14 protein-coding genes and 2 pseudogenes are annotated in these 18345 nt (G+C 64.2%); 8 read left to right on the top strand and 8 right to left on the bottom strand.

All coding sequences use genetic code 11. The features are described from left to right. Positions 1-57: 57 nt before the first annotated feature. Entirely contained in the window at positions 58-795 is a 738-nt protein-coding gene (locus ACHMW6_RS09275) for an SDR family oxidoreductase (RefSeq protein ID WP_395406825.1), read from the top strand. A 99-nt stretch (positions 796-894) separates the two neighbouring features. On the opposite strand, the gene ACHMW6_RS09270 is transcribed toward ACHMW6_RS09275, so the two are convergent. From ACHMW6_RS09270 to ACHMW6_RS09240, 7 genes and pseudogenes are all read right to left on the bottom strand, one after another. Next, positions 895-1818: an AraC family transcriptional regulator N-terminal domain-containing protein gene (locus ACHMW6_RS09270; RefSeq protein ID WP_395406824.1), complete on the bottom strand. Its 924-nt coding sequence runs from the start codon at positions 1816-1818 to the stop codon at positions 895-897. Continuing rightward, a pseudogene (locus tag ACHMW6_RS09265) lies at positions 1802-3233 on the bottom strand (aldehyde dehydrogenase family protein). Before ACHMW6_RS09265 ends, ACHMW6_RS09270 begins: the two are co-directional and overlap by 17 nt. A 44-nt stretch (positions 3234-3277) precedes the next feature. Further along, on the bottom strand, positions 3278-4741 hold the full coding sequence (locus tag ACHMW6_RS09260) for a DUF3482 domain-containing protein (protein WP_395406823.1): 1464 nt from the start codon (positions 4739-4741) through the stop codon (positions 3278-3280). Then, a complete protein-coding gene (locus ACHMW6_RS09255) occupies positions 4738-6174 on the bottom strand; it encodes a DUF2868 domain-containing protein (protein WP_395406822.1) in 1437 nt (478 codons plus the stop codon). The genes ACHMW6_RS09260 and ACHMW6_RS09255 overlap by 4 nt, the downstream gene beginning before the upstream one ends. Positions 6175-6243: 69 nt before the next feature. Then, positions 6244-6747: a hypothetical protein gene (locus ACHMW6_RS09250; RefSeq protein ID WP_395406821.1), complete on the bottom strand. Its 504-nt coding sequence runs from the start codon at positions 6745-6747 to the stop codon at positions 6244-6246. Further along, entirely contained in the window at positions 6644-7303 is a 660-nt protein-coding gene (locus ACHMW6_RS09245; protein ID WP_395406820.1) for a hypothetical protein, read from the bottom strand. The genes ACHMW6_RS09250 and ACHMW6_RS09245 overlap by 104 nt, the downstream gene beginning before the upstream one ends. An 83-nt stretch (positions 7304-7386) precedes the next feature. Continuing rightward, entirely contained in the window at positions 7387-8874 is a 1488-nt protein-coding gene (locus ACHMW6_RS09240) for a family 16 glycosylhydrolase (RefSeq protein ID WP_395406819.1), read from the bottom strand. 409 nt (positions 8875-9283) lie between these two features. On the opposite strand from ACHMW6_RS09240, the gene ACHMW6_RS09235 reads away from it, so the two are divergent. The 7 genes from ACHMW6_RS09235 (at position 9284) to ACHMW6_RS09205 (ending at position 17112) form a co-directional block, all read left to right on the top strand. After that, on the top strand, positions 9284-10804 hold the full coding sequence (locus tag ACHMW6_RS09235) for a TonB-dependent receptor (RefSeq protein ID WP_395406818.1): 1521 nt from the start codon (positions 9284-9286) through the stop codon (positions 10802-10804). Next, positions 10710-12266, top strand: coding sequence for a TonB-dependent receptor (locus ACHMW6_RS09230; protein WP_395406817.1), 1557 nt, complete (start codon positions 10710-10712; stop codon positions 12264-12266). The genes ACHMW6_RS09235 and ACHMW6_RS09230 overlap by 95 nt, the downstream gene beginning before the upstream one ends. A 73-nt stretch (positions 12267-12339) precedes the next feature. After that, positions 12340-13875 (top strand): tryptophan halogenase family protein, encoded by a 1536-nt coding sequence (locus ACHMW6_RS09225; protein WP_395406816.1) that lies wholly within the window; start codon positions 12340-12342, stop codon positions 13873-13875. 10 nt (positions 13876-13885) lie between these two features. Next, a complete protein-coding gene (locus tag ACHMW6_RS09220) occupies positions 13886-14587 on the top strand; it encodes a SapC family protein (RefSeq protein ID WP_395406815.1) in 702 nt (233 codons plus the stop codon). Positions 14588-14700: 113 nt separating this feature from the next. Then, positions 14701-15588, top strand: coding sequence for a cupin-like domain-containing protein (locus ACHMW6_RS09215; protein WP_395406814.1), 888 nt, complete (start codon positions 14701-14703; stop codon positions 15586-15588). A gap of 11 nt (positions 15589-15599) precedes the next feature. Next, on the top strand, positions 15600-15899 hold the full coding sequence (locus ACHMW6_RS09210) for a tryptophan 7-halogenase (RefSeq protein WP_395406813.1): 300 nt from the start codon (positions 15600-15602) through the stop codon (positions 15897-15899). Further along, complete coding sequence (locus ACHMW6_RS09205) at positions 15820-17112, top strand: tryptophan halogenase family protein (RefSeq protein ID WP_395406812.1); 1293 nt, start codon at positions 15820-15822, stop codon at positions 17110-17112. Before ACHMW6_RS09210 ends, ACHMW6_RS09205 begins: the two co-directional genes overlap by 80 nt. Here ACHMW6_RS09205 and ACHMW6_RS09200 read toward each other — a convergent pair. Further along, positions 17109-18345, bottom strand: a pseudogene (locus ACHMW6_RS09200) (sugar MFS transporter). The gene ACHMW6_RS09205 and the pseudogene ACHMW6_RS09200 sit on opposite strands and share 4 nt — an antisense overlap.

Here is an 18345-nt window from a genome sequence, read left to right as displayed (position 1 = left end):
TAAGCTTAATTTCGCGACCATACTGCATCCATCGACTACCCACTAAGGAAAAACATCATGAAACTCCAAGGAAAAATCGCTTTCGTTACCGGTGGCTCCCGCGGCATTGGCGCTGCTACCGTTCGCCGCCTGGCTGCTGAAGGCGCTACCGTGGCCTTCACCTACCAAAGCTCCGGCGAAACGGCCGATGCGCTGGCAAGCGAAATCAATGCCGCCGGCGGCCGCGCCCTGGCGCTGCGCGCCGACGCTGCCGACGTGGCAGCCGTGCAGTCCGCGATCGACAGCGTGGCGAAACAGTTCGGCGGCGTGGACATCCTGGTCAACAACGCCGGCGTGCTGCGACTGGGCGATGTGTCCGAGCTCTCGATGGAAGACTTTGACCTGACCGTGAACGTGAACGTGCGCGCCGTGTTTGCCGCCATCAAGGCAGCCGTGGCCCACATGAAGGAAGGCGGCCGCGTGATCAATATCGGCAGCACCAATGCGGATCGCATGCCTTTCGCCGGCGGCGCGGTGTATGCGATGAGCAAGTCGGCGCTGAAAGGGCTGGTGCAGGGCCTGTCGCGCGACCTGGCGCCGCGCGGCATCACCGTCAATAACGTGCAGCCGGGGCCAGTGAATACGGATATGAATCCGGAGTCCAGCGAGTTTGCATCGTCGCAGCATGGACTGATGGCGATCAAGCGCCACGGCACGCCGGAGGAGATCGCGGGCATGGTCGCGTATCTCGCGTCGCCGGAAGCGGCTTACGTTACCGGCGCCAGCCTGAATATCGACGGCGGTTTTGCCGCGTGACGGGACACACGGCGGATCAATGATCCGCCCTACGCGCATCGTCGAATCGTCGAAATACCACACCGCGTAGGGCGGATCATTCGATCCGCCGTGTGTGCATCACGGCTCGGTGTGAACTTGCCGCAACTGCTGCGCATCCTGCAACGGGGACGCACCGAACAGGCGACGATACTCCCGGCTGAACTGCGACGGGCTCTCATACCCCACCTGATAAGCCACGGTCGCCGCCTCCACCCCGCCCGCCATCAGCAGCTTGCGTGCCTCCAGCAGGCGCACATGCTTCTGGTACTGCAAGGGACTCATCACCGTCATCGCTTTAAAGCGCCGGTGCAGCACCGAGCTGCTCATGCGCACCGCCCTGGCCAGCGCCTCGATGCGCAGCGGCTGGTCGAAATGCTCGCGTATCCACATGATCGCCTCGCCGATCGCCTTTTCCTTGCCGCCGCCGCGCACGGCCAGGTTCAGCGCCGCGCCGCGCGGCGCCATCAGCAGGTGAAAGAACATCTCCTGCTTCAGCAACCGAGACAGCACCGGAATGTCACCCGGCCTGTCCAGCAGCGCCAGCACGCGCCCGAACACATCCAGCAGCGCACCATCGGCACGCTCCACATAAGTCGCCGCCTGCCCTTCCGCCGCTGCAGCCGCCGGCGCCGCAATCCCCATATCGATGATGAACGACGCCACCTCGCGCGGATCGAAATCGATGCGCATGCCGAAATAAGGCGCCTCCGCCGTGGCCGCCGTAACCTGCCCTGCCACCGGCATTTCAACAGCGGTCAGCACATAATCGCCAGGGCCGTATTCCAGCACGTCCGCGCCCACCAGCATCTGCTTGGCGCCCTGCAGCAGCAGGCAAAGCGACGGCTGCAGCATGCCGCGCCCCGTGGGAGTGGGCGCGGGAATGCGGATCAGCGTCAGCCACGGAATAGCAGTAACGATGTCGCGCTGCGCCGGCGGCACGCAGCGGAAGCGCGCCGCCACCGCCGCGCGCAGAGACGCCAGTTGTTCAGAGTGCGTTGTCATACCCCATCAGGGCCTTCGGTTCGAGATAGGCTTCCAGTCCATGGACGCCGAATTCCCGTCCCAGGCCGGATTGCCTGAAACCGCCGAACGGCGCCAAGGGTTCATCATACAGCCCATTGATGAACACGCGCCCGGCCACGATCTGCGACGCCACGCGGTTGGCGCGCGCCACATCGCCCGAAAACACATAGGCGTGCAGGCCGTAATCCGTGTCGTTGGCAATTTCGATGGCCTCTTCCTCCGTGCGGTAGCTGATGATGGACAGCACCGGACCGAAGATCTCTTCCCGCGCAATCGCCATATCGTTGCGTACGCCTGCGAACAGCGTGGGCCGCACGAAGTTGCCCGCTTCCAGCCCCGACGGCTTGCCCTCCCCGCCCACCAGCAATTCCGCGCCCTCCTCCAGCCCCTTGCGGATATAGCCTTGCACGCGCTCCCATTGCCTGTGGCTGACCATCGGGCCGATGCGCGTGGACGGATCGCGCGGATCGCCAACCCGCAGCTTCGCCATTTCGGCCGCGGCCAGCCGCTTGGCTTCCTCCAGCCGGTTCTCCGGGACCAGCAGGCGCGTGCCCGCCAGGCAGGCCTGGCCGCTGTTGAAGGTGGCGGCGGTAACGGCCAAGGGCATGGCCTTTGCGAAGTCCGCGTCATCGAGCAGGATGGTGGGGCGACTTGCCGCCCAGCTCCAGCGTCACGCGCTTCATCGTATCCACCGCGCCGCGTGCGATCGCCTTGCCGACTGCGGTGGACCCGGTGAAGGAAATCTTGGCCACGTCCGGATGACGCGTGATTTCCCCGCCCACCGTGTCGCCCCGGCCGGTGACGATATTGAACACGCCTGCCGGCAGGCCCGCCTTGTGCAGCAGGCGCGTGAGCACGTCCGTCTGCAGCGCGCTCATTTCGCTCGGTTTGATCACGGCCGTGCTGCCGGACGCAATCGCCATCGCCAGCTTGCCGCTGATGAAGCCATAATTGGCATTCCACGGCGTGATCAGGCCGGCCACGCCCAGCGGCACCATGCGCACTCGCGCAATGCCGGCCAGGCGTTCGAAGTCGTAGTCCGCCAGCACCTTCTTCACCGTGAGGAAGGTTGCAGAAGCGCGGCGTGCCGTCGCGGCCGTGGTGGCCAGCGGGCCGCCGTATTCGTCCAGCATGGTGTCGATCAATTCCTGCTCGCCTTCGCGCACGACGTCGTGCAGGCGCTGCAGCATGTCCATCCGTTCCTCGCGCGTGGTGCGCGAAAACGCAGGGTAAGCCGCCGTGGCGGCGGCAATGGCGCGGCGCGCGTCCGTTTCGTCGGCAAGACGGGTACGGACCAGCGCTGCGCCAGTAAGAGGATTGGCAAATTCCATGAACTCACTGCCGTGAGGGATCACGAATTCGCCGTTGATATAGATCTGGTCGAGAGTTTTCATGCGTCCATCTTAGGAGCGCAGCCGCCCGGGGCGGTAGACCAAAACTAGTGAAGGATTGCCTGATCCTGCCGGTACAGCTTTTCCAGCACGTCAGCCGTGACGGCGGTGACGATGGCGCTGGCAGGGGCCAGATCCGGCTCCTCCTGGTCGCGCAGCTGGCGCCAGAGGGCGCCCACTTCATCATCGCGTGCAGCTACCGCGGCTTCCACTTCCTCCTGCCAGAACGGCGGCGCTTCGCTCTCCACGAAGTTACCCCGCCCGCGCCCGAAGTGGGCCACGGCCAGGTAGCGCAGCACGCTGGAGACCAGCAACGTGCGCAGGAATTCGTCCGACAGCGTAATGTTCGGCACCTTGCGGTCCGTGCCCACGTTGAAACCCCACGCCGCGCCTGAAAACGCCAGCGCGCCGATCACCCCGCCCAGCAGCGCGCCCGTGCCCAGCGTGAGCCCGCCCGCCGCCAGGTCGGCCGAGAGTCCCGTGGCCGCGCCGGACACGATCGCCCCCAGCAGCGCCGCCTGCGCCTTCTCCACCGGCGCCCTGACCACGAAATTCTTGCTGACGCGCGCATTGATCTTGGGCGCCTCGCTCGGATCGAGCTTATGCAGCGCCAGCAAATGCACCGTGGTCTGTCCGATGGACAGGTTGAGGCGCCCGATCAGGGTATTCATGGCGCGCTCCTGCCGCTTGCGGTCATCGCCTTTGCCAAAGCCGACGATCTTCAGCGCAGAGGCGATCACGCCCTTCTCCGGCACTTCGACGAACTGGCGGTCGCGCGCCGCATCGACCAGCTGCTGCGCCGTGATCGACATCGAGTGGCGGAAGCGCCGCTCATTGTTCTCTTCCCACAGCGAGAACAGGCGCCGGTAGCTTTCCTGCTTGGCCGGTGGCAGCACGGCGGCAATCGCGTCGTAGAACACGCGCTCGTGCACCCAGCAGCGGGCGAAGGCGTCGAGCGGCAGCACTTCGCGTACCACGTCATACTGCAGCAGGTGTTCCTTCCACAGCGTCTGCTCCGCGTGCTCCTCTTCGGCGGGGCGCGGAGGACCCATCTGGTTCAGCAGCACCAGCACCGGCTTGCCCAGCCACTCCAGGATGCGCATCTCGGCCGGCAGATAGCCGGCATCGCCCGGGTTTTCGATGGAGTTCACGAGATAGAGCACCACGTCCGCCTCGTCGCGCGCCGCGCGCAGTGCCTGCTGGCTAAGCCAGAACGGACGGTCGCGGTAGCGGTCCAGCACTTCGCGCAGGAACCAGCCGATCGGGTTGCCGGACATGGCCAGCCGCTTCATCAGACGCACCGAGTCGCCAAAGCCGGGCGTATCCCACAGCATCAGGCGGTCGCCCTGCTGGGTGCTCAGTAAAGTATGGGATTCGGCGAATACGGTGACATGGGCGGCGTCCCTGACTTCGCCCACATCGGCCCCCAGCAGGGTGCGGGCCAGTGTGGTCTTGCCGTTATTGGTGTGGGAAATCAGTGCTAGCTGGATCGTGGCCTGCGCGCCGCTCATGCGCTCTCCCTGATGTGGTCCGGCGCCAGCAGGTCAACCACAAAAGGCTGGGCGCCGTGAAAAATGCAGAACTCGCGCCACAATTCTACCCTTTCCCTGCGCCGCTCCGGCTCCAGCCGCACCAGTGCGGACTGGTCGAGCAATACGGTCGCGCCCTCGCCGGAAGCGGCGACCAGCGCCTCCACGGCCACGCCATGGTTTTCCTTTTCCGGCGTAGCGGCCATGCTGAACAACAGGGCCGTGACCGTGGAACTATTGCCCGCTCCCGGTTCGCGCATGGACGGTGCGGGGTCCGTACCATAGGCTACGGACGGCAGCAGGCGCAGGCGGGCGCGGTCGCCCAGCTGCTCCGCCGCCACGCTTTCCAGCGTCTTGCCGCGTGTTTCATCCACGCTGAAACTGTAGGGCACAACACGCAGCACGCCCGCTTCGCCGCCCGCCGCCTGCACCAGCTTGCGGAAATACGGCTGGTCCAGGTCCAGCGGGAAGCGGCGCTGCAGGCGCCAGGCGCGCCAGGCGGCCGGCAACGCCAGCAGCACACGCGGCACCACCACATACAGCATCAGGGCGCCCGCATACAGGTGTACCCAGCGCGCACCGTTGTCGTTCAGCGTGAGCGCGGAGGAATCGTGGCCGAAGCGCAGGGTCGCCACCTCTTCCAGGGAAAAGCCCTGCATGTGAAAGACCGCAATGACCGGATAGAAGAAGTAATACAGCGCTGCGTAGACCTGCTCGGAATCGAGGAAGGTGCTTTCCCAGCCGGCCGAATAACGCGTCAGCACACCGCGCGAATAGAGCGAGATAATGGCGCCAAGGGCCAGCGCGGCTGCGCTCAGATGCAATGCGCGCGCCAGGCGGGCGCCATTCAGTTTTGCGCTGAGGCGCGTCCACTGGTGCAGGAATTCCAGCATCGCTGCCGACACCACATAATGCAGGCGGCGCGGCCGTGCGCCCTTGCCCACGCTGACGCGCCGCACCCAGGCCTTGCGCAGCGGCCCAAGGCCTTTCTTCGGCATGAGCGCCCATGCCAGGATCATCACATACACCAGCACATTCCAGCCGATGATCAGCAGCAGCGGCAGGGAAAGCAGATCCACGCGTTCCGGATCGTCGATGCGGTCGGCCGCGACGCCGATCAGGAAAGCGGCCAGCGGCATCAGCCAGCCGAACATCCACACGGCGTTCTGCCGCCGCAGGAAGGAGGAAAACGTCGGGTAGCGCGCCTCCAGGCGTTTCAGGAGCTGATCGGCGCGCAGTTCGAGGAATGCGGGGAAAGTGGCGGCAGACTTGCGCTCGGACGCATCCCACTGGGCCAGCTCACGGGCTGTGCGGCTGGCGTAGTTGCGGTCTTCTTCGGACAGGACTTCGTGGGCCGTGTCCGCTTCTTCGACGGCCTTGACCAGGAGGACCGCCCTCGCCCCAAGCTCTTTCATCCTGCAAGCCTTTCTTAGCTGTCACATATTAAGCAGTTTAGCAATAGAAATGGCGTCGCGGGGAATTTATTAGCGGCCACACAACGCGCTATCCGCCGGTATCTGGGGATTGTAGATCCGATCCATCTGTACCACCTCAAAATCGGACGGGCGAATCGCGCGCAGCTTTTGCAAGTCGGCGTTGTCCCAGCGCGGGTCCGGCGCGCCCGAAATGAAGAAGTTGGAGCCGATGTCCGCCAGGATGATCCCGTAGTTCTTCATGGCCGTGAGGATGGTGCGGTTGGCCGCCGAATAAGCGGAAATATCGACGCCCGGTTTCAGGCGCAGGCGCATGCCCATCGGCGTTGGCGCCGTGGTGCTGCCATTGCTGCCCGAGACGGCATGGCGGGCCGGCGCCGTGAAGGTCGGACTGACGCGGTTCGCCTGCAGCGTGAAGCGGATCGGGTGGCGTACGGCGCCGCTGGCCACCTCATCGTAGCGCAGCAGGCCCGGGAAAATGGGCAGGCCGGCGGCATCGGCCGAAGTCCAGCACAGGGGGCGCTGGGCATTGCTGTTCAGGTCGAAACTTCGCACCGGACGATGCGGCCCAGCCGGTGCCGCCGGCGGTCAGGCTGGCGTTGTAAAGTTCATACAGTTTGTAGTTTTTCGCGTCGACCACCAGTACATGGGAATCGCCGGCGCCATTCTCCTCGATGGGCGCATCGAGCGGAACCGGCATCGGGCCTGGATCGCTTTCAGATCCGTAGTTGCCGTCGTAGCTGTTGGCGCGATAGCTGACGCCGACCGGCGCCTGGTCGCACACGACCACGAAGGGCATGCCGATCGGCGCGCCGTTGTAGGTGCCGCTGCCGAAGTTGGCAAACAGCGGCCCATTGGTCTGGGCCAGGAAGCTGATGATGTCGTTCGAGCGGTAGTCCAGCGGGGCTTTGGAGATATCGGTGCGCCACGGGCTGTCCGGCGGGAAGATCTGCAGCTTGGCCAGATCGGCGGCTTTGGTCGAACACCCGACCGACGGCGGCGTGGACGGCGGTAAAGGAAGCGTCACGCCGCCGCCGCCTGCGTCCAGGCTGCCTCCGCCACAAGCACTCAGCACCAGCAGTACGCCCGCCGAAACAGTCAACTTCTTCATGTAATCTCCAGTTATTTCCTGACGGCACTATAACTGGAAGACGCATCTCAGTTTGTAAGCATTCGCAATCGTGCGCCGACAATTCAGTCGGCGCGGCGGTAGACCCTCACATAATCGACCAGCATCCGCTGCGGGAAAGTGGTGCTGGCGTCCGGATAGCCGGGCCAGTAGCCGCCAACGGCAAGGTTCAGCAGCACAAAGAATGGATGCTCGAAGACCCAGTCGCCGGGGATCGTGTTCGGCCGCGCCGTGTGATAGAGCACGTCGTCGCGGTACCAGCGGATTTCCTTCGGCTCCCATTCCACCGCATAGACGTGGAAATCGTCCGCATAAGCGCCGGTATGCAGCGCGGACGGCTTGCCGATCGACTTGTCGCCCGAGTAGCCGGGGCCATGCAGGGTGCCGTGGACGGTGCCGGGCTCCTTGCCGATGTTTTCCATGATGTCGATCTCGCCGCTGCGCGGCCAGCCGGACTTGCCGATGTCCGCGCCCAGCATCCAGAAGGCCGGCCAGATGCCCTGCCCGCGCGGCAGCTTGATGCGCGCTTCGAAGCGGCCGTATTGCCGCTCCATCAGGCCGGCGGTCTTGATGCGCGCCGACGTGTAGCCGCGGTTTTCGTACTGCTCCTTGCGCGCCTCGATGATCAGCCGCCCATCGGCCACGCGCACGTTGTCGCGGCGCGCCGTATAGAACTGCATCTCGTTATTGCCCCAGCCGCCGCCGCCCGTCTCCTCGATCCATTTCGAGTGATCGAGCGATGCGCCATCGAATTCGTCGCTCCAGTCCAGCACCCAGCCGGGCGCCCGCGCATACTTCATGATGTTGAGGAAGGTATCGGTCCAGTATTCGTCCTTGTGTTCGGCGAGGAAGCGGACCAGTTCCTCATGGGCTTCCTTCGACACGGTCAGGTAATCGCCGCCGATGCCGTGGAAGGTCAGGTTCAGCATCGTGCCTTTCGCGCCCGCTTCCTTCACCATCGCGATCAGCTGCTGGCCGGTGAGCCCCACCGGCGCATGGATGGGCACCGGCCCCAGTCCCGAGATCCGCGGCAACACGCCATCCGCGCCACCGGCCTTGATGCCCACGAAGTCATTCTCCAGCGCCGGCAGGTAAGGCTTGCCGCCCGCATCGGCATCGCCGCAGGGCGCCGTATAAGTGCGCTCGTATTTGCCGTCGATCGCCGTCAGCATCGTATTGGCGACGCGGACCTGGTCCGTCATCTGCTCCACGCTGGTGGCGGCCAGGTTGCGGTGCGGCTGCACCCAGGCACGGTCGCTGGCGTTGTGTACGCACTGGTGAAACAGGCTGTGGTTGCCCAGCTCATGCCCACGCTGCGCGGCCGCGCGCCACTCCCCCATGCGCAGCTGCACGGCGGGGTTGGAAAGCTGCAGGTAGAAGCTGCCCTTCAGGCCATAGCGGTCCAGCCCCGGCAGCGCATTATCGAGCTGCGAATCGAGCGCATCGTCATATGCGAGGCTCACGGCAGCCTTCGCGTGGCCCGGCCAGCGGAAAGCGTGGGCGGCTGGCGGCGCCATCAGCGCTGCAGCCAATGCAACGAAAACCAGCTTCATCAAGCCTCCTTGAGGTGGAAACGTTCCCATGCAAAGCGCAAAATATAGCATCGCAAAATTTTTCGTGTCAAACAAAGGCGTTCGTGGGCGCTGGTGTGCTTGCGCCGCAACGCCTTATGCCACATGGCTTCCACGATGGTGCGTTGCAAGTTGACTTCAAAAATTAAACAATGCTATATTGCCTTGGCATTATGGAAAGGTTTCCAATTTCCTGAGCGCGTCACCCGCAATATTGGCATCTGTTGTACGGCATCGCCAGAACCAGGCAGAAAGTCCCACCCTGCCGTGTATTTTATTGACAATTTTTTGCGCTACCCCTAGTATTTTTAAAAAATAGTGGAAACGTTTCCACGCCACCGGATGAAAAACAGCCCATCCGGCCATAAGGTATAAAAACAAAGGAGACCAAATGCATCATCCAAAGGCGAAGCAGAAGTTGATCAGCCTGGCCGTCGCTGCTGCGTGTTCGACATTCGTCGCGCCGCTCCATGCGCAGGACGCTGCGGCAGCACAGGAAGGCGGCGCTGGCCAGTCTTCCCCGCAGGCGATGCCGACCGTGGTTGTCAGCGGTCTGCGCGCCAGCCTCCAGTCGTCGATGAACCTGAAGCGCAATGCAGACGGTATCGTGGACGGCATCGTGGCCGAGGACATCGGCAAGTTCCCCGATACCAACCTGGCCGAATCGCTGCAGCGTATCAGCGGCGTTTCCATTGACCGCTCCATCGGCGAAGGCTCCAAAGTCACCGTGCGCGGCGTCGGCCCGGACTTCAACCTGGTGCTGCTGAACGGCCGCCAGATGCCGACGTCCAGCCTGGGCGACCTGAATGGCCGCGCCTTCGATTTCGCCAACCTCGCGTCGGAAGCGATCTCGCAGATCCAGGTGTACAAGACGGGCCGCGCAGAAACGCCGACCGGCGGCATTGGCGCCACGCTGAATGTGATGACGGCGCGTCCCCTCGACCGCCCCGGCATGCACGGCAGCATTGGCGCCAAGGGCATGTACGACACGTCGAACAACAACCTGCCGGGCGACGTGAAGGCCGGCCACTCCCTGACGCCTGAAGTCTCGGGCATCTACAGCAATACCTTCGCCAACAACACTATCGGCATCGCCCTGAGCGCCAGCTACCAGGAACGCAACCTCGGTTACAACCAGGCTTCAGTGGGCAACGGATGGCGCGGCCCGTTCCGCGGCGATGAAAACAACTGGGGCACCATTCCCCAACCGGGCGCCGACGGCGCCAACCGCATCACCAACCGCCCGAAGCCGACCGACATCTACTCGGTGCCGCAAAACCTGAACTACAGCATGAGCGGCGTGCAGCGCGAGCGCACCAACGGCCAGCTGACCTTGCAGTATGCGCCGGCCAAGTCGCTGACCACCACGCTGGACTACACCTATTCCGAGAACAAGATCCACACCAAGCGTAACGATATCTCGGCCTGGTTCAACTTCGGCCCGTCCACCAGCACCTGGACCAACGGACCGGTGGCGGCGCCGCTAATCTACACGGAACTGATCCCGGCCGGTAACAGCGATATCGCCATGGGCGGCGCGGACTTCGCGACCCGGTCCCAGAACAAGTCCCTCGGCTTCAACGCCGTGTGGAAGCCGTCCAACGACCTGCGCCTGGAACTCGATACCCACCACTCCACCGCCGAATCGAAGGCGGACAGCCCATGGGGCTCGGACAACGTGCTGGGCACCGCCAGCTTCAGCCGCGGCAACACCACGGCCGACTTCACCAACGACTTCCCGGTGCTGAGCATCGACGGTGCGGACTTCAACAAGGCGCGCCAGCAGGTCACCCGGTTCGGCCTTCCGCAATGGCTATATGAAGGCCAAGATCGACCAGACCCAGGTCAAGGGCAGCTGGAAGGTGATGGAAACCTCCAACCTGAACTTCGGCGTGGCGCACACGAAGTATGAAAACCGCTCCGCCTTCTCCACCCAGCAGCGCGACACCTGGGGTGGCGCCACCAGCCCGGCCGATTATCCAAGCAGCTTGTGGCACGCCGACACGGTGCGCCAGTACTTCGACAAGATCAATGGCAGCGACAGCCCCAAGCTGTTCAACCAGTTCTACACCTTCAACTTCGCCGAAGTGCGTGCCATCGCGGCCAAGGCTTCCGGCCTGCCGGAACTGTACCTGCCGAAGACCACCTGGGATACCGACCGCCGCACCAAGGAAACGTCCAAGAGCGGCTATGTGCAGCTGGGCACCGACTGGGAATTCGGCGTTCCGATGCATACCAACGTGGGCGTGCGCTATGAAACGACCGATGTCGTATCCACCGCACTGGTGCCGACGCCCGTCAGCATCAGCATGGTCTCGGCCAATGAATTCCCGGTGACCTTCGGTCCGCCCTCCTTCACCACGCTGGCCGGCAAGTACAGCCACTGGCTGCCGAGCGTGGACTGGGATGCCGACCTGCGCGACGATATCAAGGTCCGCGCCAGCTACGGCGAGACCATCGGCCGTCCGCGCTACGACCAGATCCAGGGCGGCAAGACCATCGACAACCTGGCGCGCGTCAACGGCGGCACCGGTTCCCAGGGCAATCCGGGCCTGAAGCCGGTGAAATCGAAGAACCTCGACCTCTCTGCCGAGTGGTACTACAATTCGCAGAGCTTCGCCTCCCTGGGCCTGTTCCACAAGGACCTGAAGGATTATGCGGGCCAGTCCAAGTTCACCGATACCTCGGCCAACCTGCATACGCCGGTTGGGGGCGCGCTGTGGAACGAGGCTGTCAGCAAGGGTAACTGCGGCAGCGACACGGTCTGCATCCGCAACTACATCTTCCGCAACCACCCGACCGCCCCCGGCGTGACGCGCGGCGCGGACGATGCCAGCGGCAATGCCACCGGCACCATTGTCGGCCAGCCGGGCGATCCGGTCGCCTCCTTCGAGATCAATTCCTTCTCGAACCAGAAGAAGGCCAAGCTGCACGGTGCGGAGGTCAACGTCCAGCACATGTTCGGCAACACGGGATTCGGCTTGTCGGCCAACTACACCTGGGTGCATTCGGGCCTGAAATACGACAATGCCGCCATCGGCGAGCAGTTCGCGCTGGTGGGCCTCAGCAACTCGGCCAACCTGGTGGGCATCTACGAGGACAAGAAGTGGTCGGTCCGCGCCGCCTGGAACTGGCGCGGCGAGTTCCTCGCAGCGACCTTCGACGGCGCCGGGCCCAACCCGCAGTACACGGAGCCATACGGCCAGCTGGACCTGAGTGTGAGCTACAACTTCAACGACAAGCTGAGCTTCCAGTTCGAAGCCATCAACCTGACGGATGAAATCCAGCGCACCCATGGCCGGGCCAAGTCCGAAGTGCTGTATGTGACCCAGGCCGGTCCGCGTTACATGATTGGCGCCCGTTACAAGTTCTGACCATGAAAAGGCCGCTGCCCGGCGGCGGCCTTTTCGGTTAGACTGCTTCAAAGATCAAACGGGGACGGGCTTCATGGCAGTTAGCAGTATCCGACAGATTGTTGTAGTAGGAGGTGGTTCAGCCGGCTGGCTGACCGCCGCCATCCTCGCCGCCGACCATCCGGCGCACTTGCCCGGCGGACTGGAAGTCACCCTCGTCGAATCGCCGGACGTCCCCATTATCGGCGTGGGGGAAGGCACCTGGCCGACGATGCGCGACACGCTGCACCGCATCGGCGTTTCCGAATCCGACTTCTTCCGCGAGTGCGACGCCGCCTTCAAACAGGGCTCGCTGTTCAGGCGCTGGATTACCGGCGCGGCGGACGATTACTATTTCCACCCTTTCGTGCTGCCCCAGGGCTATGGCGAAGCGAATCTGGCCGAGCGCTGGCAACAGGCGCACGTCCATGTGCCTTTTGCCGACCTGGCCAGCTTCCAGCCCCACCTCTGCGTGCATGGCAAGGCGCCCGAGCAGGCTTCCACGCCGGAGTTTGCAGCCGTGTCCAACTATGGCTACCACCTGGATGCGGGCAAGTTCTCCGTCTTCCTGCGCAGGCACTGCGTCGAGCGCCTGGGCGTGCGCCACGTGCTGGCCCATGTGGACGGCATCACGCCCAGCGCCAGCGGCGACATCGCCTCGTTGCGCCTGCGCGACGGTGGCGCACTGGCGGGCGACCTGTTCATCGACTGCACGGGCATGCAATCGCGGCTGCTGGGCCAGCACTTCGAAATACCCTTCATCTCGCAGAAGCACGTGCTGTTCAACGATTGCGCGCTGGCGGTGCAAGTGCCCTACCCGTCCGCGGACAGCCCTATCGCGTCGCAGACCACGTCCACCGCGCAAAGCGCAGGCTGGATCTGGGACATTGGCTTGCCAACGCGGCGCGGCATCGGCCATGTGTATTCCAGTGCCCACACCAGCGACGAGGAGGCCGAGCGCGCACTGCGCGCCTACGTCGGCCATGATATGCCGGCGCCGCGTAAACTGAGCTTCGATCCCGGCTACCGCGAGCGCTTCTGGCACCGCAACTGCGTGGCCGTAGGCCTTTCCATGGGCTTCATCGAACCGCTGGAAGCATCCGCCCTGGCGCTGGTGGAACTGTCGGCGGCCCTGATCAGCGACGATATGCCGGCCAGCCGCGAAGCGATGGACATCGTGGCGCGCCGCTTCAACGAAACCTTCCGCTATCGCTGGGAGCGCGTGATCGACTTCCTCAAGCTGCACTATGTGCTGAGCCGCCGCGACGATTCCGACTACTGGCGCGACAACCGCAACACCGTGCCCGAACGCCTGGCCGACCTGCTCACGCTGTGGCGCCACCGTCCGCCATCGCGCAACGACTTCTACCGCATCGAGGAAGTCTTCCCCGCCGCCAGCTACCAGTACATCCTGTACGGCATGGGCTTCCGCAGCGAAGCCGGCGGCGGCCAGCGCCGCGCCGATAACGATGCGGCGGCCGATGGCTACTTCCGCGAAGCTGCGGCGCTGACTGCAAGAATGCTGCCCGCCCTGCCCACCAACCGCGAGCTGATCGACCATATCCGTCGCCACGGCTTACCCAAGATCTGAGAAAGTCCACATGCCAAACCACGCACAGCTCAATAACGTGTCTCACAAGGACCTGCGCATCATCACGGCACGCGGCGCGCAGTATGGCGACAGCGTCATGAGCGCCCTCACTTTCCCCGGCGAGTTCCGCGACCTGCAGGCGCACTATCCCATCGTGTTCCGAAAGAGCGCGGACGGCTCCTTCGAGGCGCTGGCCCTGTTCGGTTTCCAGGAAGGCGAAAATCTCTTCCTCGGCCCGCGCGGCTGGAAGGCGAACTATATTCCTCTGGCCATCGAGCGCCAGCCCTTCCTGATCGGGATCAACGGCGAAGAACTGATGGTGCACGTGGACCTGGACAGCCCGCGCGTCAGCAGCACGGAAGGCGAAGCGGTGTTCCTGCCGCACGGCGGCACCACGGAGTACCTGGAGAACGTCAACTCCATGCTGCTGGCCCTGCACAACGGCATTCAGCAGTCGCGCGGCTTCATCGCCGCCCTGCTGCATTGCGAGCTGCTCGAATCCTTCGTGGCCGACATTGAGCTTGATGACGGCTCGCAGAACCGCCTGGCAGGCTTCTACACCATCCATGAGGAGCGCCTGGCAGCGCTGGGCGGGCCGGCGCTGGAGGGCTTGCACCGCGCGGGCTATCTGCAGGCTATCTATATGCAGATCGCGTCCATGTCCAACTTCCGCGCCCTGATCGACCGCAAGAACCGCGCCAATGCTGCCTGAAGCCACACCGATGCGCGAGCTGCATGGCGTTACGCGCGCCACGCTCAGCGACGAAATCCTGACCGCCACCGAACCTGTGATCCTGCGCGGCCTGGTCGGCAGACTGGCCGGCCGTGCGCGCCGGCGCCTCGCACCAGACGGCGGATGCTTACCTGCGCCGTTTCTATCGCGACGCCACCGTGGTCGCCATGCTGGGCCGCGACGACATCGAGGGCCGCTTCTTCTATAACGAAGACCTGAGCGGCTTCAATTTCCAACCGCTGCGCGCCCGCATCGACCAGGTGCTGGATGAACTGGCGGCCCAGCGCGACAATCCCCGTCCACCCGCCATCTATGTCGGCTCGACCACGGTGGAAGTGGCGCTGCCCGGCTTCCGGGAAGAGAACCCCATTGATCTCGGGGCGCGCGACGCCCTGATGAGCGTGTGGTTCGGCAACCGCACATGCATCGCCGCCCATTACGATCTGCCGGACAACCTGGCTTGCGTCACTGCCGGCCGCCGCCGCTTCACGCTGTTCCCGCCGCACCAGCTGGACAACCTGTATATCGGCCCGCTGGACTTCACGCCCGCCGGTCAGCCCATCAGCCTTGTCGATTTCAGGCATCCCGACCTTGAGCGCTTCCCGCGCTTCGCCGAGGCCTGGCGCCACGCGCAGGTGGCCGAACTCGGCCCGGGCGACGCCATCTTCATCCCCAGCATGTGGTGGCACCATGTGGAATCGCTGGACAGTTTCAATATGCTGATCAACTACTGGTGGCGCCAGTCGCCGGACTTCATGGATACGCCGACCAACGCGCTGATGCTGTCCCTGATGAGCATCCGCGACCTGCCGCCGGAACAGCGCAAGGCGTGGAAGGAGCTGTTCCTGCACTATGTGTTTGACGCGGACGAAAACACTTCGGCCCATATCGCGCCGGAAGCCCGGCGTGTGCTCGGCCCCTTCAATGACGACGCAGCGCGCGCGCTGCGTGCGCAACTGCTTAAAAAGATAAACCGATAAAGGAGACAGCCATGCGAGAACAAAATGGCGAAGAACGCGGCCGCCGTCCCATCCGCCGCGTCGTGATTGCCGGCGGCGGCACGGCTGGCTGGATGATGGCTGCCGGCCTTTCCCGCACCCTGGGCAAGCTGCTGGACATCAAACTGGTCGAGTCGGACGAAATCGGCACCGTGGGCGTCGGCGAGGCAACCATCCCCACGCTGATGAACTTCCACAATCTGCTCGAAATCAATGAGCAGGAATTCATGGGCGGCCACCCACGCCACCTTCAAGCTGGGCATCAGCTTCGAGAACTGGCGCAACGTCAATGAAGACTACATCCATTCGTTCGGGCTGACCGGCACCGACCACTGGACAGCCGGCTTCCAGCACTTCTGGATGAAGGGCGTGAAGCGTAATCTGGCCAGCGACTATGGCGATTACTGCCTGGAGCTGAAGGCCGCGCAGGAGAACCGCTTCGCCCACCTGCCACACAATGGGATGAACTACGCCTACCACCTGGACGCCAGCGCCTACGCGCGCTTCCTGCGCAAATACAGCGAAGGCTATGGCGCTCAGCGCATCGAAGGCAAGATCGCGCGCGTCAACACCGATTCCGCCAGCGGCGACATCACCTCACTGCAACTGGAGAACGGCACGCTGCTGGAGGGCGACCTGTTCATCGATTGCACGGGTTTCCGCGGCCTGCTGATCGGCGAAACCATGAAGGAGGAATACGACGACTGGTCGCAATGGCTGCACTGCGACAGCGCGATCGCTGTGCAGACGGCCTCCGTCGGCCCCGCCATTCCCCTCACCCGCTCCATTGCGCGTGACGCCGGCTGGCAGTGGCGCATCCCGCTGCAGCACCGCGTGGGCAACGGCATCGTCTTCTCCAGCAAATTCATCGACGATGACCACGCCAAAGCCACGCTGATGGCCAATATCCAGGGCGAACAGCTGGTGCAGCCGCGCGTGATCCGCTTCAAGCCGGGCCAGCGCCGCAAGACCTGGAGCGGCAACTGCGTCGCCATCGGCCTGGCCAGCGGCTTCCTGGAACCGATCGAGTCCACCAGCATCCACCTGATCCAGCGCGGCATCATCCGCCTGATGCAGCTGTTCCCGGCAGACGGCATTCGCCAGTCGGACATCGACGAATACAACAGCCAGACCCGCGCCGAGATCGAACATATCCGCGACTTCATCATCCTGCACTACAACGTGACGAACCGCCGCGATACGCCGTTCTGGCGCCATTGCGCGGAGATGGACATCCCGCCTTCCCTGCGCCACCGCATCAACCTGTTCCGCGAAACAGGCCGCGTGTTCCGCATTCCGAACGAGCTGTTTGCAGAGAATTCATGGATACAGGTGATGCTGGGCCAGGGCATCATGCCCGAGCAGCATCACCAGTCCGCTGATTTGATGGGGGATGCGGAGCTGTCCGCCTTCCTGGGCAGCATCCGCGATTCGGTAAGCCGCACCGTGGCGCAGCTGCCGCAGCATGAAGCTTATGTGCGGCAGTACTGCGCAGCCCCGGGCTAAGCCGGGGTTTTGTGCAGGCCGGCGTATTTCACGCCGAAGAAGAGAATGAAGGCATAGCAGGCGGCAGGCAGGATGAAGGAAGCCTGCACGCCTGCCGCATCGGCCAGCGCACCCTGCGCAAACGGCACCAGTGCGCCGCCGACGATGGCCATGCACAGGATGCCCGAACCCTGGCCCGTGAAACGTCCCAGGCCGTGCAGCGCCATGCTGAAGATGGTCGGGAACATGATGGAATTGCACAGTCCCACTGCCAGGATCGCCCACATCGCCAGCGCGCCTTTGCCGCCCGCCGCCGCCAGGATCAGGACGATTGCGCTGGCCGCATTGAAGGCCAGCGCCTTGCCCGGGCTGACCTTGCGCATCACGGCGAAGCCGATGAAGCGGCCCACCATGGCGCCGCCCCAGTACAGGCTCACATAGCGCGCCGCCGCTTCGTGCGTCAGCCCCGCGATCTGCGGCTCGCCGAGGAAGTTGATCAGGAAGGAGCCGATGCTGACCTCACCGCCCACATAGACGAAGATGGCAATGGCGCCCAGCACCAGGTGCGGAAGGACGCCGCCGAGTGCTTGGCGCCCTCCTCCTCGCCTGCAGTCGTCGTGCCATCGGCGTCGGCGTGCATGATGTGCGGCAGCCGCGCAGCCGCGAACAGCAGCGCCAGCACCGCCAGCGCACCCGCCAGCGCCAGATAAGGCCCCCGCACGCTGCCGCCGCCCAGGATCAGCAGCCCGCCCACCGCCGGGCCCACCGTCGTGCCCAGCGAATTAAACGCCTGCGTCAGCGTCAGCCTGCTGGACGCCGTGCGCGCCGGTCCCAGGACGGTAACGAAAGGATCCGCCGCCACCTGCAGGATCGTGATGCCCGCCGCCAGCACGAAGAAGGCGAACAGGAACAGCGTGTAGCCGTTGTCCGCTGCCGGATAGAACAGCGCGCAGCCGGCAGCCGCAATCAGCAGGCCCGTGACGGCGCCGCGCTGGTAGCCGATGCGGCGGATCAGCGCACCCGCCGGCAGCGACACGATGAAGTAGGCGCCGAAGAAGCAGAACTGCACAAGCATGGCCTGCACATAGTTCAGCGTGTACTTCGCCTTCAGGTGGGAATCAGCACGTCGTTCAGCGACGTGAGCAGGCCCCACATGAAGAACAGGATGGTGATGACAACGAGCGGCATCGTATTCGCGCCGTTCTCGCTGCCGGTACTGGGCGCCACCGCGGCGCCCGGAGCTGTGCTGGCCAT

It is taken from the genome of Pseudoduganella sp. UC29_106, assembly GCF_044055365.1.
Classification (GTDB): Bacteria; Pseudomonadota; Gammaproteobacteria; order Burkholderiales; family Burkholderiaceae_D; genus Rugamonas.
The sequence above is the reverse complement of the archived record's forward strand: the minus strand, read 5'-3'. Positions and strand labels throughout refer to the sequence as shown.